This is a genomic window from Acinetobacter yuyunsongii (assembly GCF_041021915.1).
In the GTDB taxonomy this organism is placed as follows: Bacteria; Pseudomonadota; Gammaproteobacteria; order Pseudomonadales; family Moraxellaceae; genus Acinetobacter.
Genome location: NZ_CP157435.1, coordinates 1212278 through 1236136, shown reverse-complemented (window position 1 = coordinate 1236136; position 23859 = coordinate 1212278). Strand labels below are relative to the sequence as shown.

22 protein-coding genes and 5 pseudogenes are annotated in these 23859 nt (G+C 36.9%); 9 read left to right on the top strand and 18 right to left on the bottom strand.

Features of this window, described 5'->3' with window-relative positions; all coding sequences use genetic code 11:
* Window positions 1-10: 10 nt before the first annotated feature.
* From ABLB98_RS05925 to ABLB98_RS05910, 4 genes and pseudogenes are all read right to left on the bottom strand, one after another.
* The gene (locus ABLB98_RS05925) at window positions 11-2683 is read right to left on the bottom strand and encodes a hypothetical protein (RefSeq protein ID WP_348883472.1); all 2673 of its coding nucleotides are present in this window, start codon (window positions 2681-2683) and stop codon (window positions 11-13) included.
* 349 nt (window positions 2684-3032) lie between these two features.
* Window positions 3033-3198 (bottom strand): annotated as a pseudogene (locus ABLB98_RS05920) (hypothetical protein); the annotation flags it as partial.
* A 225-nt stretch (window positions 3199-3423) separates the two neighbouring features.
* Window positions 3424-3597: a cbb3-type cytochrome oxidase assembly protein gene (locus tag ABLB98_RS05915; RefSeq protein ID WP_005159516.1), complete on the bottom strand. Its 174-nt coding sequence runs from the start codon at window positions 3595-3597 to the stop codon at window positions 3424-3426.
* Window positions 3598-3641: 44 nt separating this feature from the next.
* Complete coding sequence (locus ABLB98_RS05910) at window positions 3642-4460, bottom strand: hypothetical protein (protein WP_348883478.1); 819 nt, start codon at window positions 4458-4460, stop codon at window positions 3642-3644.
* Between the two features lie 157 nt (window positions 4461-4617).
* On the opposite strand from ABLB98_RS05910, the pseudogene ABLB98_RS05905 reads away from it, so the two are divergent.
* Both ABLB98_RS05905 and ABLB98_RS05900 read left to right on the top strand, forming a co-directional pair.
* Window positions 4618-4934 (top strand): annotated as a pseudogene (locus ABLB98_RS05905) (cytochrome ubiquinol oxidase subunit I); the annotation flags it as partial.
* 246 nt (window positions 4935-5180) lie between these two features.
* Window positions 5181-6593, top strand: a complete 1413-nt coding sequence (locus tag ABLB98_RS05900; protein ID WP_348883473.1) for a PLP-dependent aminotransferase family protein — start codon at window positions 5181-5183, stop codon at window positions 6591-6593.
* Here ABLB98_RS05900 and ABLB98_RS05895 read toward each other — a convergent pair.
* Window positions 6590-7654 (bottom strand): helix-turn-helix domain-containing protein, encoded by a 1065-nt coding sequence (locus tag ABLB98_RS05895; protein WP_348883474.1) that lies wholly within the window; start codon window positions 7652-7654, stop codon window positions 6590-6592. The genes ABLB98_RS05900 and ABLB98_RS05895 overlap by 4 nt on opposite strands.
* A 118-nt stretch (window positions 7655-7772) precedes the next feature.
* Between ABLB98_RS05895 and ABLB98_RS05890 the strand changes: the two genes are divergently transcribed.
* Both ABLB98_RS05890 and ABLB98_RS05885 read left to right on the top strand, forming a co-directional pair.
* Entirely contained in the window at window positions 7773-8489 is a 717-nt protein-coding gene (locus ABLB98_RS05890; RefSeq protein WP_348883475.1) for an enoyl-CoA hydratase/isomerase family protein, read from the top strand.
* Window positions 8490-8526: 37 nt separating this feature from the next.
* On the top strand, window positions 8527-9354 hold the full coding sequence (locus ABLB98_RS05885; RefSeq protein WP_348883477.1) for an NAD(P)-dependent oxidoreductase: 828 nt from the start codon (window positions 8527-8529) through the stop codon (window positions 9352-9354).
* A 70-nt stretch (window positions 9355-9424) separates the two neighbouring features.
* Here ABLB98_RS05885 and ABLB98_RS05880 read toward each other — a convergent pair.
* Window positions 9425-9676, bottom strand: a pseudogene (locus tag ABLB98_RS05880) (Glu/Leu/Phe/Val dehydrogenase); the annotation flags it as partial.
* Between the two features lie 29 nt (window positions 9677-9705).
* A complete protein-coding gene (locus ABLB98_RS05875) occupies window positions 9706-10407 on the bottom strand; it encodes an IS1 family transposase (protein ID WP_369028929.1) in 702 nt (233 codons plus the stop codon).
* Between the two features lie 496 nt (window positions 10408-10903).
* Here ABLB98_RS05875 and ABLB98_RS05870 point away from each other — a divergent pair, with 496 nt between their 5' ends.
* Window positions 10904-11188, top strand: a complete 285-nt coding sequence (locus tag ABLB98_RS05870) for a cysteine peptidase family C39 domain-containing protein (RefSeq protein ID WP_348883735.1) — start codon at window positions 10904-10906, stop codon at window positions 11186-11188.
* A 3-nt stretch (window positions 11189-11191) separates the two neighbouring features.
* Here ABLB98_RS05870 and ABLB98_RS05865 read toward each other — a convergent pair.
* Window positions 11192-11668: pseudogene (locus ABLB98_RS05865) on the bottom strand (IS1 family transposase); the annotation flags it as partial.
* Window positions 11669-11838: 170 nt separating this feature from the next.
* On the opposite strand from ABLB98_RS05865, the gene ABLB98_RS05860 reads away from it, so the two are divergent.
* From ABLB98_RS05860 to ABLB98_RS05845, 4 genes are read left to right on the top strand one after another with little or no spacing between them, the layout of a single operon-like run.
* Window positions 11839-12405, top strand: a complete 567-nt coding sequence (locus ABLB98_RS05860) for a nuclear transport factor 2 family protein (protein ID WP_348883535.1) — start codon at window positions 11839-11841, stop codon at window positions 12403-12405.
* 48 nt (window positions 12406-12453) lie between these two features.
* Complete coding sequence (locus tag ABLB98_RS05855) at window positions 12454-12822, top strand: hypothetical protein (RefSeq protein WP_087545873.1); 369 nt, start codon at window positions 12454-12456, stop codon at window positions 12820-12822.
* 59 nt (window positions 12823-12881) lie between these two features.
* Window positions 12882-13382 (top strand): chalcone isomerase family protein, encoded by a 501-nt coding sequence (locus ABLB98_RS05850; protein ID WP_348883536.1) that lies wholly within the window; start codon window positions 12882-12884, stop codon window positions 13380-13382.
* A gap of 11 nt (window positions 13383-13393) precedes the next feature.
* The gene (locus ABLB98_RS05845; protein WP_005159494.1) at window positions 13394-14080 is read left to right on the top strand and encodes a response regulator transcription factor; all 687 of its coding nucleotides are present in this window, start codon (window positions 13394-13396) and stop codon (window positions 14078-14080) included.
* A 5-nt stretch (window positions 14081-14085) separates the two neighbouring features.
* Here ABLB98_RS05845 and ABLB98_RS05840 read toward each other — a convergent pair whose 3' ends face one another.
* The 10 genes and pseudogenes from ABLB98_RS05840 to ABLB98_RS05795 form a co-directional block, all read right to left on the bottom strand.
* The gene (locus tag ABLB98_RS05840; protein ID WP_005159486.1) at window positions 14086-15414 is read right to left on the bottom strand and encodes a HAMP domain-containing sensor histidine kinase; all 1329 of its coding nucleotides are present in this window, start codon (window positions 15412-15414) and stop codon (window positions 14086-14088) included.
* A gap of 30 nt (window positions 15415-15444) precedes the next feature.
* Entirely contained in the window at window positions 15445-16494 is a 1050-nt protein-coding gene (locus ABLB98_RS05835; protein ID WP_256414797.1) for a cyclopropane-fatty-acyl-phospholipid synthase family protein, read from the bottom strand.
* 9 nt (window positions 16495-16503) lie between these two features.
* On the bottom strand, window positions 16504-17283 hold the full coding sequence (locus tag ABLB98_RS05830) for a DUF1295 domain-containing protein (RefSeq protein WP_348883537.1): 780 nt from the start codon (window positions 17281-17283) through the stop codon (window positions 16504-16506).
* Between the two features lie 33 nt (window positions 17284-17316).
* Window positions 17317-18516: a cyclopropane-fatty-acyl-phospholipid synthase family protein gene (locus ABLB98_RS05825; protein WP_348883538.1), complete on the bottom strand. Its 1200-nt coding sequence runs from the start codon at window positions 18514-18516 to the stop codon at window positions 17317-17319.
* Window positions 18491-19306 carry a DUF1365 domain-containing protein gene (locus ABLB98_RS05820; protein WP_348883539.1) on the bottom strand — a complete coding sequence of 272 codons (816 nt, stop codon included), beginning with the start codon at window positions 19304-19306 and terminating at the stop codon, window positions 18491-18493. The genes ABLB98_RS05825 and ABLB98_RS05820 overlap by 26 nt, the downstream gene beginning before the upstream one ends.
* A 16-nt stretch (window positions 19307-19322) precedes the next feature.
* Window positions 19323-20597 (bottom strand): NAD(P)-binding protein, encoded by a 1275-nt coding sequence (locus ABLB98_RS05815; RefSeq protein ID WP_348883540.1) that lies wholly within the window; start codon window positions 20595-20597, stop codon window positions 19323-19325.
* Window positions 20597-21583, bottom strand: coding sequence for an acyl-CoA desaturase (locus ABLB98_RS05810; protein ID WP_087547546.1), 987 nt, complete (start codon window positions 21581-21583; stop codon window positions 20597-20599). The genes ABLB98_RS05815 and ABLB98_RS05810 overlap by 1 nt, the downstream gene beginning before the upstream one ends.
* 224 nt (window positions 21584-21807) lie before the next feature.
* Window positions 21808-22611 carry a sulfite exporter TauE/SafE family protein gene (locus tag ABLB98_RS05805; protein ID WP_348883541.1) on the bottom strand — a complete coding sequence of 268 codons (804 nt, stop codon included), beginning with the start codon at window positions 22609-22611 and terminating at the stop codon, window positions 21808-21810.
* 109 nt (window positions 22612-22720) lie between these two features.
* A pseudogene (locus ABLB98_RS05800) lies at window positions 22721-23092 on the bottom strand (TIGR01244 family sulfur transferase); the annotation flags it as partial.
* Window positions 23093-23102: 10 nt separating this feature from the next.
* Window positions 23103-23786, bottom strand: a complete 684-nt coding sequence (locus tag ABLB98_RS05795; protein WP_348883543.1) for an MBL fold metallo-hydrolase — start codon at window positions 23784-23786, stop codon at window positions 23103-23105.
* Window positions 23787-23859 lie beyond the last annotated feature (73 nt).

Genomic DNA, 23859 nt, shown 5'->3' with positions numbered 1-23859 from the left:
TCCGCCTAACTTAAGGTGTAACCTGAATAGAAAAATACAACGCTGCTTGCTCCTGTGGTGCAAGTGCTCCAATATTTCCAGATATTTGATCTCCACTCACAGCTACAGAACCCTTACTCACTGACGGCGGCAATGTATTTCGCAAAATACTATAAGCAGGTACAACATCATTAATCACAACATTCGCTGCTGGTGTTGAACCATCATTTTTAATTGTTAAACGATAGGTAACGCATTGATTTGGCTTAATCGTCAATGGGTTACTTGCATAGGTCGCAGTGGCAACATTCATAAGTGCACATGCTTCATCTTTAGACTGTTCTTTGGTCAGACGAAGTTGCGTAGGATCAACTGTTGTTAAATCTGTATTTTGAATTGTTGTAAGTGTTAAACCTTGGATTGTATTCGTGGCAGAGACGACGATATTTGCTGCACTAGAAATACCATTTACTGCAGTTAATGGAGCTTGAACTTTTAAAATTAGCTGAACTGAACTTTGAGGGTTTAATCCACCTGTTATAGACAAATCAGTAGCGATCGGATCTGTAGTATCTAATACACCATTATTATTGGCATCGTAATACAAAGTATAAATAAAACCATCATTAATGTTTTGAGGGACTACGCTAAGACTTACTTTTCCGCTTGTATCACCTTCAACAAATGTACCCATATTTTTTAATGTATGCAGATATACAACCGTACCGCCGACATTAATCCGCCCTTGTTGATCATTTGCTAAAGTCAACTTGCGTACTGCTACATCAACTTGATCTTTAATACTATCACCTTGAGCATTCATCGGTGATTTCATAGCAAACCAAATTGGTAAACTTGTTAAAGTCGTATTTGCAGGAACAGTGACAACGGCACAATACTGTTTAGTTGTTCCAGCCGCCATGTTGCCAGTACTGGTAATTTCACCTTGTAAGGTCTGACATGTTGCATCACCATTATAGAACTTCACTACCCAATCTGTTGGTAACGTCGTATTGATACTATTAATGTCAATCTCTGTACTCGATGCATACAAATTATAATTATTTGAGGTCGTGCTGTTATTTCGAATAACAAGTGGGAAAACAGCTGTTGCACCTTTTACAGCATTTTTCACCAATAAGGCTTGCCCACCTGAACCAGTAACATTCCCAACCCCCACACCTGAATTGTTGCTGTTATACAAATCGCTTTCGCCCACAGCAACTGTATTGACTAATCGATCACGCGTACTATTTTTTATATTAGTATCTGTTACAGAAGTTGCGGTAATGTCGAAATCCATTGTACTTGTAGAAGTACAATTCGCTGGGAAATAAACCCCTAATTTAATTCTTTTTGAAGTGCCGTAAGCCAATCCACCTGTATCAATGACACCATCGCCATTAGTATCTGTCAGCAATGTACGACCATCTGCATGATATAAACGAACTACAGCACAACTTGGTACATTACTTTTAACGAAGCTTAAATTATAAGTATCCGTCGCCTGTCCTGTATTCCAAACATAGTTATCAAACTGGATTTCTTTTGCTACACCCCCAAACGTATTATTTTGGGGGTTTAAGTTACGCAAGCCACCATTTGGCTCGCCATCATCATTCGCGTTACTTGGGCTATTGTTCAGTACAACACCCAGAGTTTGCTCTACATTAAAAATAACAGTATTGGTGTTGGTGTCTTTCAATAAAGTAGTTGTATTGTTTTTATACTGTTTATAGTTCGCAGTGTTATTGATCTTTTTCGCTGCATTTGGATTAACTTTTACCTTAAAACTCACTGTGCCCTTGCTTAATGCGGCAATGCCTGTAAGTTTAAACTCCACCTCACCATTTACATATTTATAGTTCATGACGGATTCAGCAGTACTACCTGCCTCATTGTCATTATCCGCCTCTGTTAATGTAATCGTACCATTACTCCAACTGGCGTTTTCTGCCTGATATGTAACATTACTCGGCAAGGTATCATGAACTAGTAACTGCCCTAGTGCAGTCCCTGTATTGCTATATGTGAACGTATAGGTAATTTCTGTACCTGTTTTACCCGTGCTGATATTCTGTGATTTCGTTACTTGAATTACAGCATCATCCACAACTTTTGCTGTATCACTTACGGTCATAGCGATTGCATTATCATGCTGGCTTGTAGCTGTTAAAGTAAAATTAGCGACGTTATTTGCAGTTAGGTTGGTTGGGATACTTCCAACGACAACTAATGAGGCAAACTCGCCACCTTCTAAGCGAAAACTTGTGGTTGAATTCAGTAAATTATTATTATCATCAGGCTCGCCATTCTGATCCCGATCGATGTAAACTGCGATATTTTCCAAATCAAATTGATCATTCGTTAACTGAGTAAGGCTTAATTTATAGTCGTCTACAATGTTACCTGTATTGGTTAAAACATGCGGGAAGTTAACTTTGCTTCCAATAGTCCCGATATTTTGTTGATTACTTTGTAAAGTTAAAGAGTAAATTGGTTGAACAGTTAAAATAACTGCATTTGAATTAATAACTTGCAAATTACCTTGTTCATCATAGAAGTCACCACTTGCAATATTCGTGATACTACTTCCTGCTTTTGGTTGAGCAAATGCAATAGAACTATGAAATCCAATAAACAAGCCAAATAAAGCGATAAATGAAGTTTTTGAGACAGCACTTTTCTTGAATCGGCTTATCATGTTTCATAACCCACAAAAATGTAAAATTGATTTTTTATTGATAAATTGTACGGTTTTATTGACAATCTTCACGAAAGAATACTACAAAAATATCGACTTGAACACGCAAATTAACAAAAAGGTGATTTTTTTCTTACAGACTATCATTTGTAAAAAAACCTGTAGATGCCTGTTATTTATAAATAATACTTATGAAATGATTAGGGTCTGTTGACATTTCATAATGGCAACCAAATGTATATGCAAGCTAAAGCAAAAGAAATTATCAAAGTTCTGTTGCTTTAGCCTGTATATTTTTATGGCTACCTTTATAGGGTTAATTATGAACAGTAAGTGTCAACAGACCCTAAATATTCAGTAAAGTAATTGAACCTTTTTTTTAAAATATCTTGCCTTTTTAGATTTCGAGCGACACTCAGTAATGCGCCCCATCCACCTGCGGGTTGGGTATAGGGTTCAATTCTGGCAAAATTAGTATTTTCTTGCTTATGAATGGTTTGTTCTGAGTTATCAATCATGTTGCCCTCATCTGAGCTATTTTTTAACATTTGCTACAGATAGGATTAACATGAATTATGCTTCTTTTCTATTCTTGATTTGTCTCATTCGAACAATTAGAGCGTTGAAATCTCTCTTGATTTTAACAATTACAACCAAGCCCAAAACAAAAAAACTTACTGGCAATTGCTCAAAATCACCAGTAAGAGAGAAAAACCAAGCTTCGGATTAAAAAACATAAGCTATTGCTTCGATTGAGCTGATGATTGTACATGAGCAGCATTTTGCTTCTGTTGCGATGGCATATAATCAGGTTGATTGCTCACAGCCAGAAAGAAAAAGACTAAAAATAAACAACCCAATAAAATACTGATTCCAACCGCAAGGTATGGGAATCTTGATTGCTGTTGAGACATAAGTTCTGCTCCTATTGAAAGACTAAAATTTAATTCATAACAATCTACATAGTGGATAGAGCCTTAAAACTAGCGCCATTTTGAATACGGGTTTGCATGTATTCGGCATAGATCGATAACTTTTCAAAAATATGTTCCGAATAGAACATATCCTCGATTAAATGTGCCGCTTGGACCGGACTAAACTGACCAATCTTCGCGACTAGATTTGCATTAAGACTTGAAAACAAAGTACATAAGCTTTTGTGTGCTTCATCTTTGTTTTTAAATAGCAGCCTACGCGTATTAATCAATTCATCATTGAGCATGCTTGGCCTACGATCAGCGTGAATCACATCAATTTTTACATCAAAATAATCTTCTAGGATTTGAATCTGTTGCTGATCTAAAGATAAATGTGTAACCAAGAAAATATGAAAAATATCTGTACGACACAATGCTTTGACTAAACAACGGAACAGAAAATCTTGCTCTGCTTTTGCATCATCGACCAGCTCGATATAAAGCTTGAGGCTGTGGATGACATCTTCGATTTTAAGATTGACACTTTTCTCAGCTTGATAGTATTGATTCAATATCTTAAGTACAGAGGATGAGACTGGCGTGGTATAAATCACAGGCTGATTTAAATTAGCAATCATAAATGGTGCAAATAAATAGGCTAGATTATTATCATTTTCCACTATTTCAGCTTGAGCAATATAAGCGACCTTCTCCTTAGAAAAATCTCTCAGTACCTTGCCCCTTAATAAAGTGGCTTCCAGATTTACATATTCTAGACTTAGCTGTTGTTGTACCGCTTGCGAAGGGACTTTGCTTTGAAAAAGCTGAGTCAACGCATTAAGTTCTTTAGTGATAAACATAGTCATACGCCATTCAGTCCGAATTAGTGTCATTCAAACGACTTACAATGCTTGATCAATATTTAACACACTGCATCGTTGCTTGATGCTATTTTGAATCAGGTACAAACAACTGAATAGCTACAGAGTTTCGCTAAAAAAATATAACAGATCATTTATGGATCTTGGTCTAACTGCTTTAGAATTAGCTCGGATACATTTTGCATTTACTGTTTCAGTTCACATTATCTTTCCTGCCGCCTCGATTGGTCTCGCTTGTTTTCTTGCTATGCTGGAATGCAAATGGCTATGTAGTCAAAATCCCATTTATAATGCGGGGTTCCTCGGCATCATGCTCTGTGGTTGGGGACGGGTCAACCCCAAAGCGCATTTGTTGCTACCCTCATGGTTGCAATCGGCACCTGTATTTCCATGTTTTGGATAGTATCCTCTAACAGTTGGATGCAAACACCGCAAGACTTTAGCATAGAAAGTCGTACTGAGTATTTCGGAATAAAGTCCGTATTGGTGATGAAGGCTATCACTAGGAGCTTTGTATGAAAATAAAATCGCTGCATTTAAATCCAGCCCAATGGTTTATAATCTTATGGTTAGTCGGACTTTTTGCACTCGCCATCTTTGCAGGTCTATTTAGATTACTCTTGATGTTTGCTTATTAAAAAATGGGTGGAATAGCTTTTAGATGAGGTCTATTCCATCAATACGGGTTTACTTTATTTTATGTATAAATCAGAACAATTAGCACATAACTTGAAACTGCTTATTGAAAATGGTTCTTGGCAGCCACACACCAAGTTACCCTCTTTACGTGAGCAAGTACAACAATCAGGTTTCAGTCTGATTACCGTAATGAATGCTTACCAAGAACTGGAAGCACAAGGGCTGATTTATTCAAAAGAAAAGTCAGGTTATTTTGTGGCTGAGCAAAATCATATTCAGATTCCACAAGCCTATTCAGTGGTGTCTTTAAATCCGAAAATTGAAATTAACTCACTCGTTTTTAAATATCTCAAATCAATTCAATCTTCCAACGTCAGCCCATTAGGTTCTGCTTTTCCAGACAGTCAGTTGCTGTATCCTCAAAAACTGATTCAAATCATGGGGCAACTTTCTCGCAATCGACATAGTTATGACCAAACTTCAAATTTACCTCCCGGTAATTTGGCACTCAGAAAGCTAATTGCGCAACGCTATTGTATGCAAGGCATTCCAACCGATGCAGATGACATTGTCATTACATCAGGTGGACTAGAAGCATTAAATCTTTCACTACAAGCCATTACGCAACCTGGTGATTATATTTTATTGCAGCAAACAATTTTTTATGGTGCTTGGCAAGCTGCTGAACGTTTGGGTTTAAAAGTCATCACCATCCCAGAACATTCACAGCATGGCTTTGACATTGAAGCTTTTGAACAAGTCATCAAAAATTATCCAATCAAAGTCTGTTGGTTTATGCTGAATGCACATAACCCAATTGGTTTTACTGTCAGCGATGACATCAAATATAAAATCGCTAAATTGTTGCATGAACATCAAATTCATTTAATCGAAGATGATGTTTATGAAGAAATGTTTTATGGCAGCCAAAAACCATTGCCAATGAAGTATTTTGACCAACAAAATCTGGTATTACACTGCTCTTCTTTTTCTAAAACCTTAGGTTCAAGTTTCCGTATGGGCTGGGTCTATGCAGGTAAATTCTCTGAACATATTCAACATTTACAATTGATGAGTACTATTTCTGCCAATGCGCTGATTCAAAATGCGCTGGTGGAGTTCCTCTCTCATCATCATTATGAAAAGCATTTAAGAACTCTGCGACGTGCCTTAGAAAAGAATAAAAAGCAATTCTTTCAATATCTCAAACAACATCTACCGAAAGACTGTAAGGTGTATAACTATCCAAATGGTTATTTTTTGTGGATTCAACTCCCTGACAAAGTCAGTAGTATGCAAATCTATGAGCAACTGATTCAGCATCATATTGGTGTTGCGCCAAGTCCCTTATTTAATGTGTTGCCCTCACATCAACATTTTATTCGTATGAATTGTTCTTTTGAATGGACAGAACAAATTCAGCATTCGCTAGAGTTATTCATTACAACGATTCAACGTCAAATACCCAATTAATTCAGTTTGGATAGATTATACTTGCGATACTGACTCGGTGTTTCCCCAAACATCTTTTTAAAGGCACGAATAAAATTGGTGGCTTCTTCATACCCTACCAAGCCAGCAATATCCTGAATACTATATTGCTGCTGTTGTAGTAATTTCTTGGCTTGATTAAACCGAACCTCAGCCAAGATTTGCAAAAATGTGGTGCCCTGTGCTTGCAAATGCCGCTTAATCGTTCGTTCTGACATATTTAAACGTTGCGCAATTAATGTAAGTGAGGGATAACCGTGACTGGAATGATATAACAACTCGGAACGAATACTTTTTTGTAAGTCCCGTGTACTTTCTTTTACGAGTTTAAGCTTGTCATTTTCACAATACAAAATAGCCTGTTGGAATGCGACTTGATCTGCATTCAAATTCTTACAATGTAAATATTTTTTAGAAAATCGAAAACCATTACGTGGTTGATTAAAATGAATCTTTATCTGGGATAAATCAATTTTTTCATAATTCTGAGCATCTGCCCAATCCACAAAAACCTCACAACTTTCTGCAATTTTCTCAGAAAATAAGGTAAGAAAATGAATTGCTCCAAATAGCAAACTTTCGATCATAAAGTGCCGTAATTGATCAGATTGCTGTTCATTGCCAAATTTAACAGGATGTACATCGTCCAAATAGACATAGACAAAGTCTTCCTCGATACGCCATTCAGGGATAAAGTTCTGGATGCGGGTACAGAAATACTGCTGACAAAGACTTAACGCCGTTTCAACATCCGCACAACTGAGAAATGCAAACCCTAAAGCCCCATGCGAAGTTGGGCGTAACCTAAACCCATATTCAATCCCAAGACGCAGATTCCCCGTCAATCGTAACGCATTCACCACCAATTTTGACCATTGATGCGCACTCATCTTGGCGTCGGCTTGTTGCATTTCAGTCGGAATCAATCCCGTTCCATACAAAGCGATGTGTGCATCAATGCCATATTCATAAACGATTTCTAATAATACATGGGCATAAGAAACAGAGATGGTTTCTTGAAACAATCCAAAAGGATCACGCATGACACATCCTATGTCCTAAAATGATCATTAATATGGCATAGTCTCCCCTATTGAGCGAGCATTTTCTTCGAAATAATAACCTCAAGATTGATGACTAAAACAATGGGGAATTGCTGAAATGGCAACCATGACACTCGATAAACAGCAATCGACCTATGTGCTGAATTTGACGAATGGCAATCAGGAAAATGCTTTAAATAAAGCGGTATTAGAAGAATATTTTGCTATTTTTGATAAAATTGAAAGTGATAAAAATAATGCCTGTTTAATTATTCGAAGTGAGCATCCTAAAACCTTTTGTAACGGCTTAGACCTTGCTTGGTTAATGCAAAAATCGCTGGAAGATAAAAAAGCTTTTACCCTGCAACTTGAAAATATGTTGCTTCGTTTAGCATTACTCAACTTACCTGTAATTGCTGAAATCGGTGGTAATGCTTATGCAGGCGGTGCAATTCTCGCGTCTGCTTGTGACTTCCGATTTATGCGATCAGATCGAGGACGTTTTTGCTTTCCAGAAGTCCATCTGGGCATTCCTTTTACAGATATCATTGCTGAAATTGTGCAACTACTTCCTAATCAACATGCAATTTGGGAAATGTCTTTGACAGGCAAAACCATGACAGGCACTGAATGTCTACAATCCCAACTCGTTCATCAAATTGAACCAATCGAAACATTAAGTCATGAAGTGTTTAAATTTGCAGAAGATATGGCACAAAAGCACCGCCTAACCTATGCCGTGATCAAACGTCAGCTCCGCCATCGAATTGTAGAGATTGCCAAGCAACGTCGACTCTATGATCCTGAAAAATTTGCTCACCCTTTTATGATCTAATTCAACGTTTACAACAACTCAAATCTAGGAAATATCAATGAATAATATGCAAGGAAGAACTGTTTTTATTACGGGCGGCAGTCGAGGTATTGGCAGAGCGATTGCGTTAAAAGCAGCTCAGGCAGGTGCGAATGTCGTGATTGCAGCAAAAACCGAAGTCGAGACCACTAAATTAACAGGTACAATTTATAGTGTGGCTGAAGAAATTGAAGCTGCAGGCGGCAAAGCATTGCCACTGTTACTAGATGTTAGAGATGAGCAACAAATTCATACCGCTATTCAACAAGCCGCCAAAGCCTTTGGCGGAATTGATGTGCTGATTAATAACGCAGGTGCAATTGCATTAATGGGGGTGGAATCCACATCGTTAAAACAATATGACCTGATCCAAACCATTAACCATCGTGCAACCTTTATCTGCGCACAAGCTGCATTGCCCTTTTTAAAGCAAGCTGAAAATCCACATATTTTAAGCTTATCACCGCCTGTAAATATGTCGCCAAAATGGCTCGGTATGCTTGCACCTTATGCTTTATCTAAATACGGTATGACGATTCTGACTTTAGGCATGGCGGAAGAATTTCGTCACTATGGTATTTCATGTAATACGCTTTGGCCTGAAACTTATATCGCAACAGCAGCAGTTTCGAAGAATTTAGGTGAGGAAAATACCTTACAGGTCAGCCGAAAACCACAGATCATGGCAGATGCAGCTTTTGCGATTTATAGCACGGCTAGAGGTGAACTCACAGGGCAAAGCCTCACTGATGAACAAGCTTTGTCTCGTATTGGCATCACTGACTTTTCTCAATATGCATGTGTCGCTGGAAATACCAATCTACAGAAAGATTTCTTTTTGGATTAATTCAACAATAAAAAACGACCTTAAAACATCAGTCTTAAGGTCATTTTGAAAGCTAAGCTAAAAAATAAAATTAACCAGGGAAAATACCACGCTCTTTACGTGCTTTTAAAATACGCTCACAACCTAAAATGAAGGCAGCAGTACGTAAGGTACATTCTTTCTCGCTTGATTTATACCATACATCGTTAATGGCTTGAATCATCAACTTATCCAGTCTTTCGTTAATTTCTTCCTCAGACCAAAAGTAGCTCGACATATCTTGAACCCATTCAAAGTAAGATACGGTTACACCACCCGTATTACAGATGACGTCAGGTACAACCGGGTGGTGTTTCAAAAAGTATGCTGACATTAAATGAAGCCATTATTGATGTAAAAAAAGGTTAAGTCGAAAGCTTTAAAATGGTTTTCAATCTTTTTTGAAAAATTACAACTCCTTCTAAAACCACGCCTAATTCGATGCCTTATTTTGCAATTATTACCTTCAATACCTACAGTCAAAAATTTACCAATACTTTGCTTGCAGTTTTTAAAAGCAGTTATGAAACTGTCCCAATGATCACTTGCAATTCGGGTGTAGTGAATACCTAATTGTTTAAGCTTTGTCTTCAATTGTTGAACTGTAGCTAAGTCTCTTTTACCCCAAACATAAGCAACAATCTCACCTGTTTCTCGATGGTCGGCGTAAATAAGCCATTGTTTATTATTTTTATTTCCCACAAAAGTCCAAAACCCATCAACTTCAAGAGACTCATAATGACTTTGTTTAGGCTGAATTTGGTAGGTCGATTCGGTTAAAGTGCGTAAAACTTTACCGATACTGATTCGCTCAACTTCAGCGATATCTCGTATACCACTACCTCTGACCATCAACTGTAATATTTTTCGAGTAATGCCTGAATTACATCCTAGATAGCTCAGAGCATGGTCACCAATAAACTGACGTTTACAGTCTTTGCACTGATAGTTTTGTTTCCCATCTACTTTGATGCCATTTTTCTTTATACTGTCACTGAGGTAGGTTGGACATTTGATTTCTAGAGTTATTCGCATTTCTCTATTTTATCAAAATTCAACATGCTTTGTTTCAGCATACTTTTTGAAACACCACCTAAATTTTAATTAATTCTGGATATGAAAACTAAGGAATTCTATGGAAGTAAATGGTTTACTATCATTAATACTGAATGCTGTTATCTGTACAATTATTGGATTTTTTATTATTGGCAAAATACTGGAGAAAATTAAAAATAAGAATAAAACTTTTGCTGCCATATATTCTTTTATATTATTTACTATTATAAGCTTTTTAGCTCTCACGTTCATAGACTATAAGAATAATAGGATTCCACTTGAGTTAGATGCTTTTATTAAAAAAATTTCATTTGTATTCATAGATAGTATGGCTCTTTCTTTAATAGTATGTATATTTTTTTCATTTATGATACTAATTCTATATGTTTTTGATCATAAAAAATAGGAATATATATGAAATACAACATACTTACTAAGAATTATTTATGAATAAGCTTTTCATTAGACTATATTAATGACACAATTCACTCATGCAAATCCCATTTACTTCAATCACTACCACAATGAGATTAAAGTAAAATCATGGAAACAAATCCGTGATCATAATATCGTAAAACAAGATCTTGATTTTTCTTGCGGTGCTGCATCGATTGCAACCCTTCTTAATGGTTATTACAACCATAAAGTAACTGAAGAAGAAGTTTTAAAAATCATGGATAAGGGTGATCTTATGGCATCCTTTGACGATATGCAGAAAGCATTAAATAAATTAGGGGTGGTATTTCAAAAAGTATGCTGACATGTAGTGAATACCTAATTGTTTAAGCGTTATCTTCAATCGTTGAACTGTAGCTAAGTCTCTTTTACCCCAAACATAAGCAACAATCTCATCTGTTTCTCGATGGTCGGCGTAAATAAGCCATTGTTTATTATTTTTATTTCCCACAAAAGTCCAAAACCCATCAACTTCAAGAGACTCATAATGACTTTGTTTAGGCTGAATTTGGTAGGTCGATTCGGTTAAAGTACGTAAAACTTTACCGATACTGATTCGCTCAACTTCAGCGATATCTCGTATACCACTACCTCTGACCATCAACTGTAATATTTTTCGAGTAATGCCTGAATTACATCCTAGATAGCTCAGAGCATGGTCACCAATAAACTGACGTTTACAGTCTTTGCACTGATAGTTTTGTTTCCCATCTACTTTGATACCATTTTTCTTTATACTGTCACTGAGGCAGGTTGGACATTTGATTTCTAGAGTTATTCGCATTTCTCTATTTTATCAAAATTCAACCTGCTTTGTTTCAGCATACTTTTTGAAACACCACCAAAAAATTATTTTCTTAGGCTATGAATAACGTATTAGGTTTAATAATCAGTTCACATCAGATTCACATAACGCGCTCTAAACTATTTATAAAATGAAATGAGTTTACGAGCATGGCATTTATACGAACTTTAGCGGTTTCAACATTAGCCTTATTCTCTTTAGCTTCGTGTAAAAGTATACCAAGCTATTCATCTGACTATAGCAAAGCAAGTAAAGAAATATCAGGCATTGCTTTGACGCAAGAACAAGCGACTGAAATCGGTAAGCGGTTTACTTCAGCATTCAATACACTTGGAACACCAAGTTTTATTAAAAATGCAAGCCAACTTTATGCTAATGACCTATACATTAATGACACCTTATCCCAGTTTTCGAACAAACAAGATTTGGTAAAACATTTTTCAGGTATGAATGAGCATGTGAGTAACGTCAATGTCAAACTTATTAGTGCCACTTATCAAAAAGATTCAGCCTATATACATTGGTATATGGCTTATGATTTTAAAATCTTTGGTCGCAGTAAAACTATGGCATCGTATGGCATAAGCGAAATCAAAATCAACTCCTCTAGCCAAATAGTTTTTCAACAAGATTATTGGGATCCTGCCAATGGCTTATATCGTTCATTACCATATATTGGAAAGGGTTACTCTCTAGTTTTACCTTTCAAAAAATAGTTTAAAATTCATCCATCATAAATTTGTAATAATTCAAGGGTGATATATATGAACGATAATTTCTTATTAAATCAATTCAGTCACATTGATGGTTTAATCTTCCTTGCTGTGATAGATAATTATGATGGTACTATATTAAAATCTATAGGAGATCATCATATAAATATAGATAGTGCTATACTTGAAGTTACCAATATATATAACATGCAAATAAAGCTGACACATCAGTTTGATCCAATGGATTATCTTGAAGGTATATTTATCAGTTTACACAATCAATATCATATGATTACTCCCCTTGAAAGTAATCAAAACCTATTTTTATATGCAATTTTAGATCATACTCTAACAAATCCTGCATATGCACGTTACGAAATTGAACGTATTGAAAAAAATCTGAATTTTTATGCCTATTAAAAATATATCTTATTAAATAAGCTTTGAACTGAGTATTTCTTTGTACAATGGAGCTAAAAATGAATTTTAATTTAACGAAAAAAATATTTTCATTTTGTGCCATTAACTTAATAGTAGGTACTCATGTAGTGCATGCAAGTGTTCAAACTTGTCAGAATGCTCCACTAATTGTTACGGGAAAAGTTGTTGGTTCAGTGACATACTTTGCAGAGGATTGTAAAAAAAACTGGGAAAACCAAAACATACGCCTAGACTTTTCTTATCGTCAAAACATTCCTGAATGGGCGTTTAAACGCGCGGCAACTCATTTCCTTAAGAAAAATATTGCGGACTTCTCAGATAACTCACCACTGAATAACATCACAGAATTATATCACCCTGTAAAAAAAGGTGATCTCTATAGCCTCAGCTACAATCAAAATAGCAATACACTTACATTATCTTTAAATCAAAAGACTCTCGGTGCGATTACAGATCAAAAAGCAAATCAGTATTTTAAAATTTGGTTTGGAAATTCACCTTTTAATGCTAAATTAAAACAACAATTACTTAATCCATAGTGGATATTATTATGAGCAACCAATTTATCCTGATGGTTGAAGACCACTATGAACTTGCGGCAACTGTATGTGAGTTTTTAGAGGAACATGGTTTTGTAATTGATCATGCGCGTAACTTGGATGCTGCACGTAATTTTCTTAAAACACAGGCATATCATCTGCTTTTATTAGACATAAATTTACCTGATGGCTCTGGTTACGATTTATGTGAATGGTTAAGAACAGAACAAGGTATGGATATTCCCGTGCTTATGCTTACCGCTCGTGACACCTTAGATGATAAATTGAAAGGTTTTGTTGCAGGCACAGATGATTATCTAGTTAAACCTTTTGATTTCAATGAATTAGTCATGCGTATTCGTGCCCTAATTAAACGTTCATTAGGCGAAGTTTCCAAAAATAAAATTCAAATTCATGACTTAATTTTAGATAGCTCCACACAAACCATTATTCGTGCAGGGCAACACATTGAATTACCACGGATTCAATTTAAATTACTTAAAATTTTAATGAGAAACTCACCAAGAGTAATAACCAAACAAGAAATTATTATTGAGCTTTGGGGTGATGAAGAGCCTGAAAGCGATGCTTTACGTAGCCATATTTATAATTTACGTAAAATGGTGGATAAACCTTTTCAACAAAAACTCATTCATACGATTTCAGGTGTTGGTTTAAAAATCGCACTTGAGGATTAAGTGCTTTAATTCATATATACCACAACAATTAATCCTGTTGTATTCGGCAGTTCAAGGTCAGTATGTGTATTTAAATAATATTGACGATCGAACAACTCGACTCTCCAGCCTAGTTGCATACATAGTTTTTCTACTAACTGTAGACCTATGCCATGTCCTTTAGGATTGAGTTTTAGCTGACTACGACTTAACTCTCGGACTTTTAATTCATCTGGTAGGCTAATTCCAATGCCGTTATCGGCAATGATGATGCTATTTTTCTGTTGAATAATATGAATACTTGAGCCTTGAGAATAATTTAGCGCATTACGCAAAATATTGCTAAACACCATTTTTGTCATTGATGAATATAATAAACGTGTTGATTCTGAATCATCATACTGCACCAAGATCTCTATCCCTTTACTTTGGCTCACCATATCTAAATCATGAACTAGATCAGTAATAATGGCAGATAATCGGGTTTGCTCAGCATTTAGGGTATTGGTCGTGTTACGTGCAATTGCAAGTAAAGTATCTACGAGTAATTGCATGTCCTCAATGGTATTTGCTATACGGTTCAATGATTTATCATTACCATATCTTGCTTGGCAGATTTGGACATTACCTTTCAAAATCGTCAAAGGGGTACGTAATTCGTGACTAACATCCCCCGTAAACTCGCGTTCACGATGAATAAACTCACTCAATACTTCATGGTACTTTTCTAATGCCTGTTTTAGATATTCTGCTTCCATGTTGCCATTGGTACTAATATCTTGAAATGGAGAAGCCTCTTTACTTTGATGAACCCAGTCTATTAGTTCTAGCGCATTTGCAAGACGGGTAATCGGTGAGAAATAACGTTTCGCACGGCGATTTGACCACCATAAAATGCTATAGAGCACAATCAAACTAAACATTAATGGCGCAAGACCAAACATCCAAACAATTTTATTGACGTTACTTTCACCGAACACCAACAACACATGCTGACCATTGCGCTCGCCATAAACAGTCATACGATCTTTGCCATCTACAAAAATACGATGCACACCTTGCTGTAAAGTCAAATCACGAAGTGGTTGCGGAGGCTTGTTTGATGACCAACGATAGCCATATAAATTTTTAGTGTCTGGAAGATCGGCATTTGGATTACGATCAACACGTATCCAATAATGTTCCATTTCTTGTTCAAGCGCAGTTTTGAGTAATGAACCTTTAATCACCCATGCACTACAAGCAATACCAATAATAATTGAAAGTGCGATCAGCCCGATCTGCAACCAATAATAGCGATTAAACATCTCACCGAGTGGATGATTATTTCCGTCATTTTGTTTCGATCTAAACATTGGCTGATCTACTTACAGAGCTATCTTTAATTATACGACTTTCTTTTTAAACAGGAAGTGACCGACAACCCACTCTTGCCCTTGCTCAAACCCAAATAATTCTGCACAAGCCATAAAGAAAATACGCCAACGTTGCCACCATGCTTCTGCATCTTGAGCGTAAACTTGTTCAAAAAGTGGTTTTAATTGTTCGACATTGCGATCCATATTTTCTAACCAAGCATTCGCTGTTTTCTCGTAATGAGTACCCGACCATTGCCAATGTTTAGATAGCTCTAAATGATCTTGGAAATGTAAGAATGTAGACGTTGATGGCATCAGACCACCCGTAAAAAAGTAACGTGACATCCAATCATATTCACTTTTAATTTCAAATGGATAATGTAAGAAACGATGACAAAAAATATGACACCACAACATCCCATCTGCTTTGAGCCAAGACTGAATTTTCTCAAAAAGCTTTTGATAGTTTCGAACATGTTCAAACATTTCAACCGAAACAACACGATCAAAAGTATTCGCTTTTAACTCAAGCACATTAACATCACAGGTTAAGATTTCTACGTTGTTTAGACCACGCTTTTGAGCTTCTGCAAGAATATGTTGGCGTTGAGTAGCTGAATTAGACACTCCAGTAATTTTTGCATTTGGATAACGCTCTGCCATCCATAACGTAAATGATCCCCACCCACAGCCTAACTCTAAAATTTGTTGACCATCATGTAATTGAGCGCGATCACTATATATCTGTAGCGCAAACTCTTCAGCTTCATCCAAATTTGTTCGATCATGGGGAAAGAAACATGCACTATATTTCAAACGTTTTCCTAGAACTGCCTGAAAGAATGCTGTAGGTAATTCATAATGCTGCTCGTTGGCTTTGTCTGTCTCAATCGCAATCTCACTGTGCTTCAACATATTGAGCACGTCCATATAACGCTGTGCACCTTGCTCAGGATCATAGCGCCCTTCTTGAATCAAACGCTTTTTACTCAATGCACGGATTGCTGCACGAATCGCCTGATCTGGAACTAAACCGCTTTCAACGAGTTTTAATGATTTTTGAATAATAAAGTCCATGTGCAGTACCTACTGTTTGGGTTTCCACGGAATAAACATTGAAGTTCGTTTTTGATAATCGAGATAATTTTGACCTCGATTTTTTAATGCTTGTTGCTCACTGAATGGAATACCCGTGATGTAATACAAGAATAACCACATCAAAATTGGATAAATCCACAAGCTTAATAATCCTGCCGCTAATCCTATGATGGGATAAGCAAACCAATGTAGCCATTCAAAGAAGTAGTTTGGATGCCTTGAATACTTCCACAAACCTTGATCCATTGTTTTGCCATGATTATTGATATTCTGCTTGAACCGATATAATTGTTGATCTGCAACCGTCTCGCCAACGAATGCAACAAACATAATTAAACCTGCAATAATCAGATAATCATTGGTATCCATGCTCCAAGACATACTTGGCACATTGAGCAAACTCCACATCGGAATACTAAATAAAATGGCTAATCCAGCCTGAAACATGAAAAATAGAAAGAAACCAAAATGTTGATATTTGCCCATTGCTCTGCGCATGTTGGCATATCTACGATCTTCTTCATGCTCAGCTAGATAACGACGGAATAGATGTAAAGTTAGACGCAAGAACCATATGGCACTGAATATGCCGAGAAACCATCTGACATTTAACGGAGCGATTTCAACAAACAATGCTGTAATGACAATATTGAGAACAATACAAAAACTCCATGCGACATCTACGATACCAGCACGATGGTTCACTGTTGCCCACAACCAACAAAGCGTCATGACTGCGGCATCAAGTAAAAACAATTGCCATATCATAACTGCCTCCTTGATGCTTATAATAATGAGGAATTAATAAGGACTTGCTTCAAATAACAGGTGTACATCGCTGATCACCCCTTCTTTAAAGCCACCTTCGCAATAGCAAAGATAGAAATCCCACATCCGAATAAAGTTTTCATCAAATCCTAAAGCCAAAACGTGTTCTTTGGCATTTAAGAAACGCTCACGCCATTGATGAATCGTTTCTGCATAGCTCAAGCCAATATCTTCAAGGTGTTTTAAACGTAACTGTTGTTCAGATGCAGCTTGAGTTAAAACGCTGATACACGGAATAAAACTACCTGGGAAAATATAGCGTTTAATATAATCCACGGTATTCAAAGCTTTTTTATAACGTGCATCTTCAATCGTAATAGCTTGAATCAATCCCAAACCGTTCGGTTTTAATAAAGATCGGCATTTATTGAAATAAGTCGATAAATATTGCTCACCTACAGCTTCGATCATTTCGATCGAAACCAACTTGTCGAACTTGCCTTCTAACAATCGGTAATCTTTGAGTTGAACATCGACACGATGACTAAGGCCCGCATCTGCGATACGTTTGGTTGCTTCATCATATTGTGCTTGAGAAATCGTAATCGTAGTCACTTTACAGCCATAATGCTGAGCAGCGTAAATCGCAAAACCGCCCCACCCGCTCCCAATCTCAACCAAGTGATCCATCGGTTTGAGCTGTAACTTCTGACAAATCAGTTCTTTTTTATAATCCGATGCTTCTTCTAAAGTCATATCTTTGTGCTTATACACCGCACTGGAATACATCATTGAAGAATCAAGAAAGAGTTTGAAAAAGTCATTGCTCAGGTCGTAATGCTCTGCAATATTTTTTCGACTTCCTGACAATGAATTTTTACGTGTTTTGTACCAAGCTTTTAATACAAGTTGGCTGGCTTGAGAAATCACATTCTGATTAATCTTATCAAGCACATGACGGTTTCTCGCCAAAATTTGAATGACTTCAACGAGGTGTTCACTGCTCCAATAGCCGCGAATATAACCTTCAGCTGCACCAAGTACACCGTTTTTAAAAATCAGATCAATCAATTCTTTATTATGAACCTCTATCGTCGCTTCTAAATCAGAAACCTCACCCACGGTACCATTCCATTCTCCACGAAAATGAATTTGTCCATGACGAAGTTTGAGCAAGCTTCGAAGAACCAAAGGCAGTGAATCCTGTTCACCGAAAATAAGCGTTTTCATCATGTTGTTTTAAATCCTTATCTTTTTTTGGGTGCCGATAAAATGGAACTTTCTTTCGCCATAGATGAGAAGCTTGAAGGTAGATCGAAGCTAACATCTTGAAAGGTTCAAAGATATGATAAATAGCATAACGATTCAGTTGTGAAGGAACTGTGATGCTGGTTAAAGTGAAACGCATCGTTGCATCAAAGATAAATTTATCTGATTGATAAAGCTGCATATGAATCACATTTTGTTCATCTGAAAAGTTAAATCGCCATTTGTACTGAATATCCATTGGCATAAATGGAGAGACATGAAAGCTCTTTTCAAATTCGAACTCATAACTTTCGAAATGACTGTGCTCTTTTAATTTTTGACGACAGTCATGCACATAAACTTTACGTTCATTCCAAGGGGTATTGGTGATTTCGCTCAATATGAAAACAGGTTGTTTTTGTGGATTGAATACAAAATAAAAGATGACTGAATTAAAACTAAATCCTAAAGTTCTTGGCAATGCGAGCACACGAATTTCTGATTGTGTCGATAAAATCGTGTCCACTTGCTGCAAAAGGATTTTCTTAATTCGTTCTCTGATCGAACCTGTATAGCCTCTTAGAAAATCATTTTCATAAAGATTTAAGATATTCCAACGCGAAGTTGAACCAAGCCATGAACGATCTAGGTTTTGATCGATACGATCTGGATCAAAACATAAATAGCTCAAACTAGACTCAAAATCGTGTGCTTTAGGATAAAAGCGCCGATGTCTAATCTGAGCTTTGGCTATGGACAGTGAATCTTCAAACATGTGATCACCTCCAAATTTAGCCGTTCAATTTTAATAGTTGATCGACTACACGTTGAGCACTTCTCGCCCCATCTTCATGAAAGCCCCAACCCCAATATGCCCCACAGAATGAACTGCGGTTTTGACCATCGATCAAATCCCAACGCGCTTGTGATTCAATTGCTTTTTTATCAAAAACAGGATGTCGATAACGACGTTCGACATAAATCTTATCTTTTGCGATCGGCATATTCGGATTGAGTGTAGAAAAGATCTGAGTCTTACACGGTAGCTTCTGCAAACTGTTCATCCAGTAAGTAAATCCATAATGTACTTGATGAGCTTTGCTATTTTTTTGATGTTTCTCTTGAGCAGTGACATGCACATGCCAACTTGCCCATTGGGATTGACGCTTCGGCATAATCGAAGTATCAGAATGTACCACCATAAAGTTATCTTGATAATCAAAACAACCTAATACTTCTCGCTCATCTGCCGAAGGATTTTCAATCAGCTTTAACGTATCATCAGCATGACTCGCAAACACAACCCAATCAAAAGTTTCTTGTTCTTGATTGGTGACAATATGAACTAAATCATTTTCACGAATCGCTTGTTGAACTTGCGCTTTTTTCCAAATAATTGATGGACAAGCTTTTTGAATCGCTCGTATATAAGAAGCTGAACCACCTTTGACCGTCTGCCATTGAGGGCGGTCTTCCAATTGCAACATACGATGATGTTGAAAAAAGCTTACGACAAATTTATAGGGAATATTTCCAACTTGATCCACTGGGCTTGACCACAATGCACCACACATTGGATATAAATGTTCTTGGCGAAATACCTCTGAATAGTCATTTTGATTCAGATAGTCTTCGATACTCAGTTCAGCGTTGCACTGATCTAACTGAATATCTTTGTTGTCTTTATAAAAACGAATCAAGTCGGACAGCATGGTCCGAAATTTCTTATTTAAAAAATTCTGAGGTCGAGTTAATAGTGACCATTTTTTTGATGGATTATATTGAAGCCCTGTCACTTGATTATTGACTGAAAAGCTCATGTCACTATTCTGTGCTTCTACACCTAATTCAGCCAGCATGGCGCTAAATAGAGGATAATTATAATCATTGAATACAATAAAACCGCTATCTACAGCAACGTTTTTACGTTCAATCCAAAGATCATGTGTATCCGTATGTCCACCGAAATACTGTTCTTTCTCAAAGATAGTGACTTGATGCTGTTTTGATAATTTCCACGCAGCGTATATACCTGAAATACCAGAGCCTACGATTGCAATCTTCATCAAGACTCCTCGCTTTGAATTTTACTCGTGTTTATTTTGAGATTTAATTGATGACTTTTATGGGTGTCATAAATACGTTGTGGTACAGGTTTAATTCCCCAAATCAAACCGAAAAAAGACATCATTTTTAAAATGTAATAAGTAATGTCGATTTGCCACCAGAAGAAACCTTGCCGAGTACTCCCAGCATAATAATGATGGTTGTTATGCCAGCCCTCACCCAATGTAATAATCGATAAAAATAAATTATTTCGGCTGTTATCCTTCGTCTCGAAGTCTCGACTGCCATACAAATGCGCAAGTGAATTGATACATAAAGTCGCATGAATCAGCAAAACAGTTGAAATCACAAATCCCCATACCAATAGCTGTAAGCCTGAAGTACCTAAACTCGGATAAGCAATACTCAACCACTCACCTAAACCATAAATTGCAAAAGCAGTGAACAAGACCACAGGTAAACTAAAACGGTCTAACCAAACAATTTCAGGAAACTTTAGCCAGTCTTTAATGACTTCTTTTCGTGTAGAAAAATTCTGTTCATTTAAAAACCATCCAATATGACTGTACCAAAATCCATGTGTAGATGAATGCGGATCGTGATCTGTGTCAGTAAAACGATGATGATAACGATGATGAGCTGCCCACCATAAAGGCCCTCGCTGTGCACTCATGGTTCCGATCAACACAAAAAAGAATTGTATTGGACGCGAAGTTTGAAAGGTTTTATGCGAAAGATAACGATGAAAAAAAGCAGTGATCGCAAACATACGAATAAAATAAAAAAACAGCATGAATGCGATAGCAAACCAAGACACACCCACCCAAAAAACTGCAAGACAAGCGATATGCAGCAAAATGAATGGTAAAATTCTAAACCACTGAATCTTGGTATCTTTTGAGCTTTCTTGAAAAGGAATATGCTGTTTGTCTAAAGTATCAGTCAGTGACCAACTATCCATCCATCGCAGAAAAAATTTAAACATTGATTCTTCCTGACCCAATCTCTTTTTATATTTATGATATTAATAGAAATCATATGAAGTTTATGTGAAGCATCCTTTTAGGCATGCTAGTGAACTCTTAGCATCATAATACAAAATTACATAGGAAACATAAATTTATGTATCTTTTAACCTAAACTCAAAACCTCATCGTTTGAGTCTAGGCTCAGTTTTAGAAACTAAAAGTCAAATAGATAACAATATAATTAAAGTGAAATCATGGGCAAGATTTTCGATACGCTTGAAATCACCAAATAAATCGCAACACAAATTACCACTACAGCAAATACCTTTTGTACCGTTTTGATATCAATCAGGCTGATTAATCTTCTGCCCATTAACATGCCGATAATACAAGCCACAACAAAGCTAACAGTTACAACGATTGGATACTGAAAGCCATCTATGATGTGTATTGAAATACTTACACCACCAATTAAGAAAATGATCATCAGTGACGTTGCAACGATACTACGCATATCTAGATCAGTGACTTTACGCAAAGCTGGCACAATCACGAAACCGCCACCAACTCCTAATAATCCAGTTAATAGACCTGCAATCACACCGATAATACCCAACACTGAAGCAGTTTTAACATTCCAAATCAGTTGCCCTGTTGATTGATTCACCTTACACGGCGGATCTTCAAAATCATTCACCTTATTGAAGAAAATACGATAAGCCACAATCATCATCACGATACTAAAACCAAGGCTTAACCAAACTGGAGAAATAATACTCGCAAGATGAATCCCGTAACGTGCTGATGGAAAACTGATTAAAGCGATCCATATCGCGGCACGATAACGTACGATTTTCTTGAATAAGCCTTGAACCATGCCAACAAATGCAGAAAGTGTTACTGCCAACAAACCTACTGGTGCAGCTTGAGACACCGTCCATCCTTGACTCGCCATCAATGCTGGTACAGCCAAAATACCGCCACCTGCGCCTGTCAATCCAAGTAAACATCCGATCGCAAGACCTTCTAAGACTAATAACCACATGATATGCAATGTCCTCGTACAAGGCTGAACCCATTTCTGGAGAAAATACTGCCCTAACTCAGCTCTGAATCAGGACTAAGTATTTGATTTATTTAAGCTGAATAAACTAAAGTTTTGACTGCAACAACATCTGATCAATGGTAAGTTCAGCCACTTGAGATAGTGCCCATAACGTGATTGATCGAGTTCCAGAACGGCAAAATGCTAGTACAGGTTTTTGGGATTTTTGATAAAGTGACTTAAATTCAATTGCTTGTTCATCTGTCACCCGCCCACTTACAACAGGTAAATATTCCAATTGAATCCCACGTCGTATTGCAGCTTCTTGGATTTCAATGATATTTGGCTGGTCAACACCTTCACCATCAGGACGATTACAAATAATCGTTTTGATTCCCTTGGCTGCAATTTCAACCAAATCAGATTGATTGATCTGCGCAGATACCCAAAATTCAGGGTTAACTTGTTTTAAGTCACTCACAATTTTCCCCTTATTTCCCACACGCTTTATTGGCAGGCAGGGCTATATCAATCTTTTTAGGATAAGGAAGATCAAGATTTTTCATAATTTCTACAAAATCTTGTTTGTTACACCCATGACCTAAACGAGAGTTCGATTCGCGTTCACGCCTTACAGTTGAAGACAAACGACCTTTATAATCATGCCCCGGGTAAACGATCGTGTCGTCGGGTAAAGTGAATATCTGTTGGTGGATACTGTCGTATAAGGTTTCAGCATTGCCTTCTTGGAAATCAGTACGACCACAACCATCTATCAGTAATGCATCGCCTGTAAACACCATATTGTCAATGACATAGCTTGTGCAGGCATTCGTATGTCCAGGGGTATAACGTGCTTCTATTAAGCATTCACCAATACGGATCGCACTGCGGTCAGTGATAAAAATATCGCCGCAATCTACACCCGAATTACGATGTAAAACTGTTTTACAGCCAAAACGTGCTCTGAGTAAATTTGCAGCCGTAACGTGATCTGCATGAACATGCGTATCTAAGCTGTAAACTAACTTGAGATTCAACTGATTCAACATTTGTTCATAACTTTCTATTTCAGTAGCAACTGGATCAATCAGTACCGCTTCACGTGTTTGTTCAGATGCAACCAAATAAGTATAAGTTGAACTTTCTTTTTCAAAAAATTGATGAAATATCATTTCAATTTGTCTCGATATGCTTGGTTATATTTTTATTTTGCAAACTAAGTGCCAACTTTATGCAATATAAATT

Bases quoted from the DNA above. Each gene is read 5' to 3' on its own strand.
- ABLB98_RS05925 (WP_348883472.1), bottom strand. From the start codon at position 2,683: ATGATAAGCCGATTCAAGAAAAGTGCTGTCTCAAAAACTTCATTTATC.
- ABLB98_RS05915 (WP_005159516.1), bottom strand. From the start codon at position 3,597: ATGTCTCAACAGCAATCAAGATTCCCATACCTTGCGGTTGGAATCAGT.
- ABLB98_RS05910 (WP_348883478.1), bottom strand. From the start codon at position 4,460: ATGTTTATCACTAAAGAACTTAATGCGTTGACTCAGCTTTTTCAAAGC.
- ABLB98_RS05900 (WP_348883473.1), top strand. From the start codon at position 5,181: ATGTATAAATCAGAACAATTAGCACATAACTTGAAACTGCTTATTGAA.
- ABLB98_RS05895 (WP_348883474.1), bottom strand. From the start codon at position 7,654: ATGCGTGATCCTTTTGGATTGTTTCAAGAAACCATCTCTGTTTCTTAT.
- ABLB98_RS05890 (WP_348883475.1), top strand. From the start codon at position 7,773: ATGGCAACCATGACACTCGATAAACAGCAATCGACCTATGTGCTGAAT.
- ABLB98_RS05885 (WP_348883477.1), top strand. From the start codon at position 8,527: ATGAATAATATGCAAGGAAGAACTGTTTTTATTACGGGCGGCAGTCGA.
- ABLB98_RS05875 (WP_369028929.1), bottom strand. From the start codon at position 10,407: ATGCGAATAACTCTAGAAATCAAATGTCCAACCTACCTCAGTGACAGT.
- ABLB98_RS05870 (WP_348883735.1), top strand. From the start codon at position 10,904: ATGACACAATTCACTCATGCAAATCCCATTTACTTCAATCACTACCAC.
- ABLB98_RS05860 (WP_348883535.1), top strand. From the start codon at position 11,839: ATGGCATTTATACGAACTTTAGCGGTTTCAACATTAGCCTTATTCTCT.
- ABLB98_RS05855 (WP_087545873.1), top strand. From the start codon at position 12,454: ATGAACGATAATTTCTTATTAAATCAATTCAGTCACATTGATGGTTTA.
- ABLB98_RS05850 (WP_348883536.1), top strand. From the start codon at position 12,882: ATGAATTTTAATTTAACGAAAAAAATATTTTCATTTTGTGCCATTAAC.
- ABLB98_RS05845 (WP_005159494.1), top strand. From the start codon at position 13,394: ATGAGCAACCAATTTATCCTGATGGTTGAAGACCACTATGAACTTGCG.
- ABLB98_RS05840 (WP_005159486.1), bottom strand. From the start codon at position 15,414: ATGTTTAGATCGAAACAAAATGACGGAAATAATCATCCACTCGGTGAG.
- ABLB98_RS05835 (WP_256414797.1), bottom strand. From the start codon at position 16,494: ATGGACTTTATTATTCAAAAATCATTAAAACTCGTTGAAAGCGGTTTA.
- ABLB98_RS05830 (WP_348883537.1), bottom strand. From the start codon at position 17,283: ATGATATGGCAATTGTTTTTACTTGATGCCGCAGTCATGACGCTTTGT.
- ABLB98_RS05825 (WP_348883538.1), bottom strand. From the start codon at position 18,516: ATGATGAAAACGCTTATTTTCGGTGAACAGGATTCACTGCCTTTGGTT.
- ABLB98_RS05820 (WP_348883539.1), bottom strand. From the start codon at position 19,306: ATGTTTGAAGATTCACTGTCCATAGCCAAAGCTCAGATTAGACATCGG.
- ABLB98_RS05815 (WP_348883540.1), bottom strand. From the start codon at position 20,597: ATGAAGATTGCAATCGTAGGCTCTGGTATTTCAGGTATATACGCTGCG.
- ABLB98_RS05810 (WP_087547546.1), bottom strand. From the start codon at position 21,583: ATGTTTAAATTTTTTCTGCGATGGATGGATAGTTGGTCACTGACTGAT.
- ABLB98_RS05805 (WP_348883541.1), bottom strand. From the start codon at position 22,611: ATGTGGTTATTAGTCTTAGAAGGTCTTGCGATCGGATGTTTACTTGGA.
- ABLB98_RS05795 (WP_348883543.1), bottom strand. From the start codon at position 23,786: ATGATATTTCATCAATTTTTTGAAAAAGAAAGTTCAACTTATACTTAT.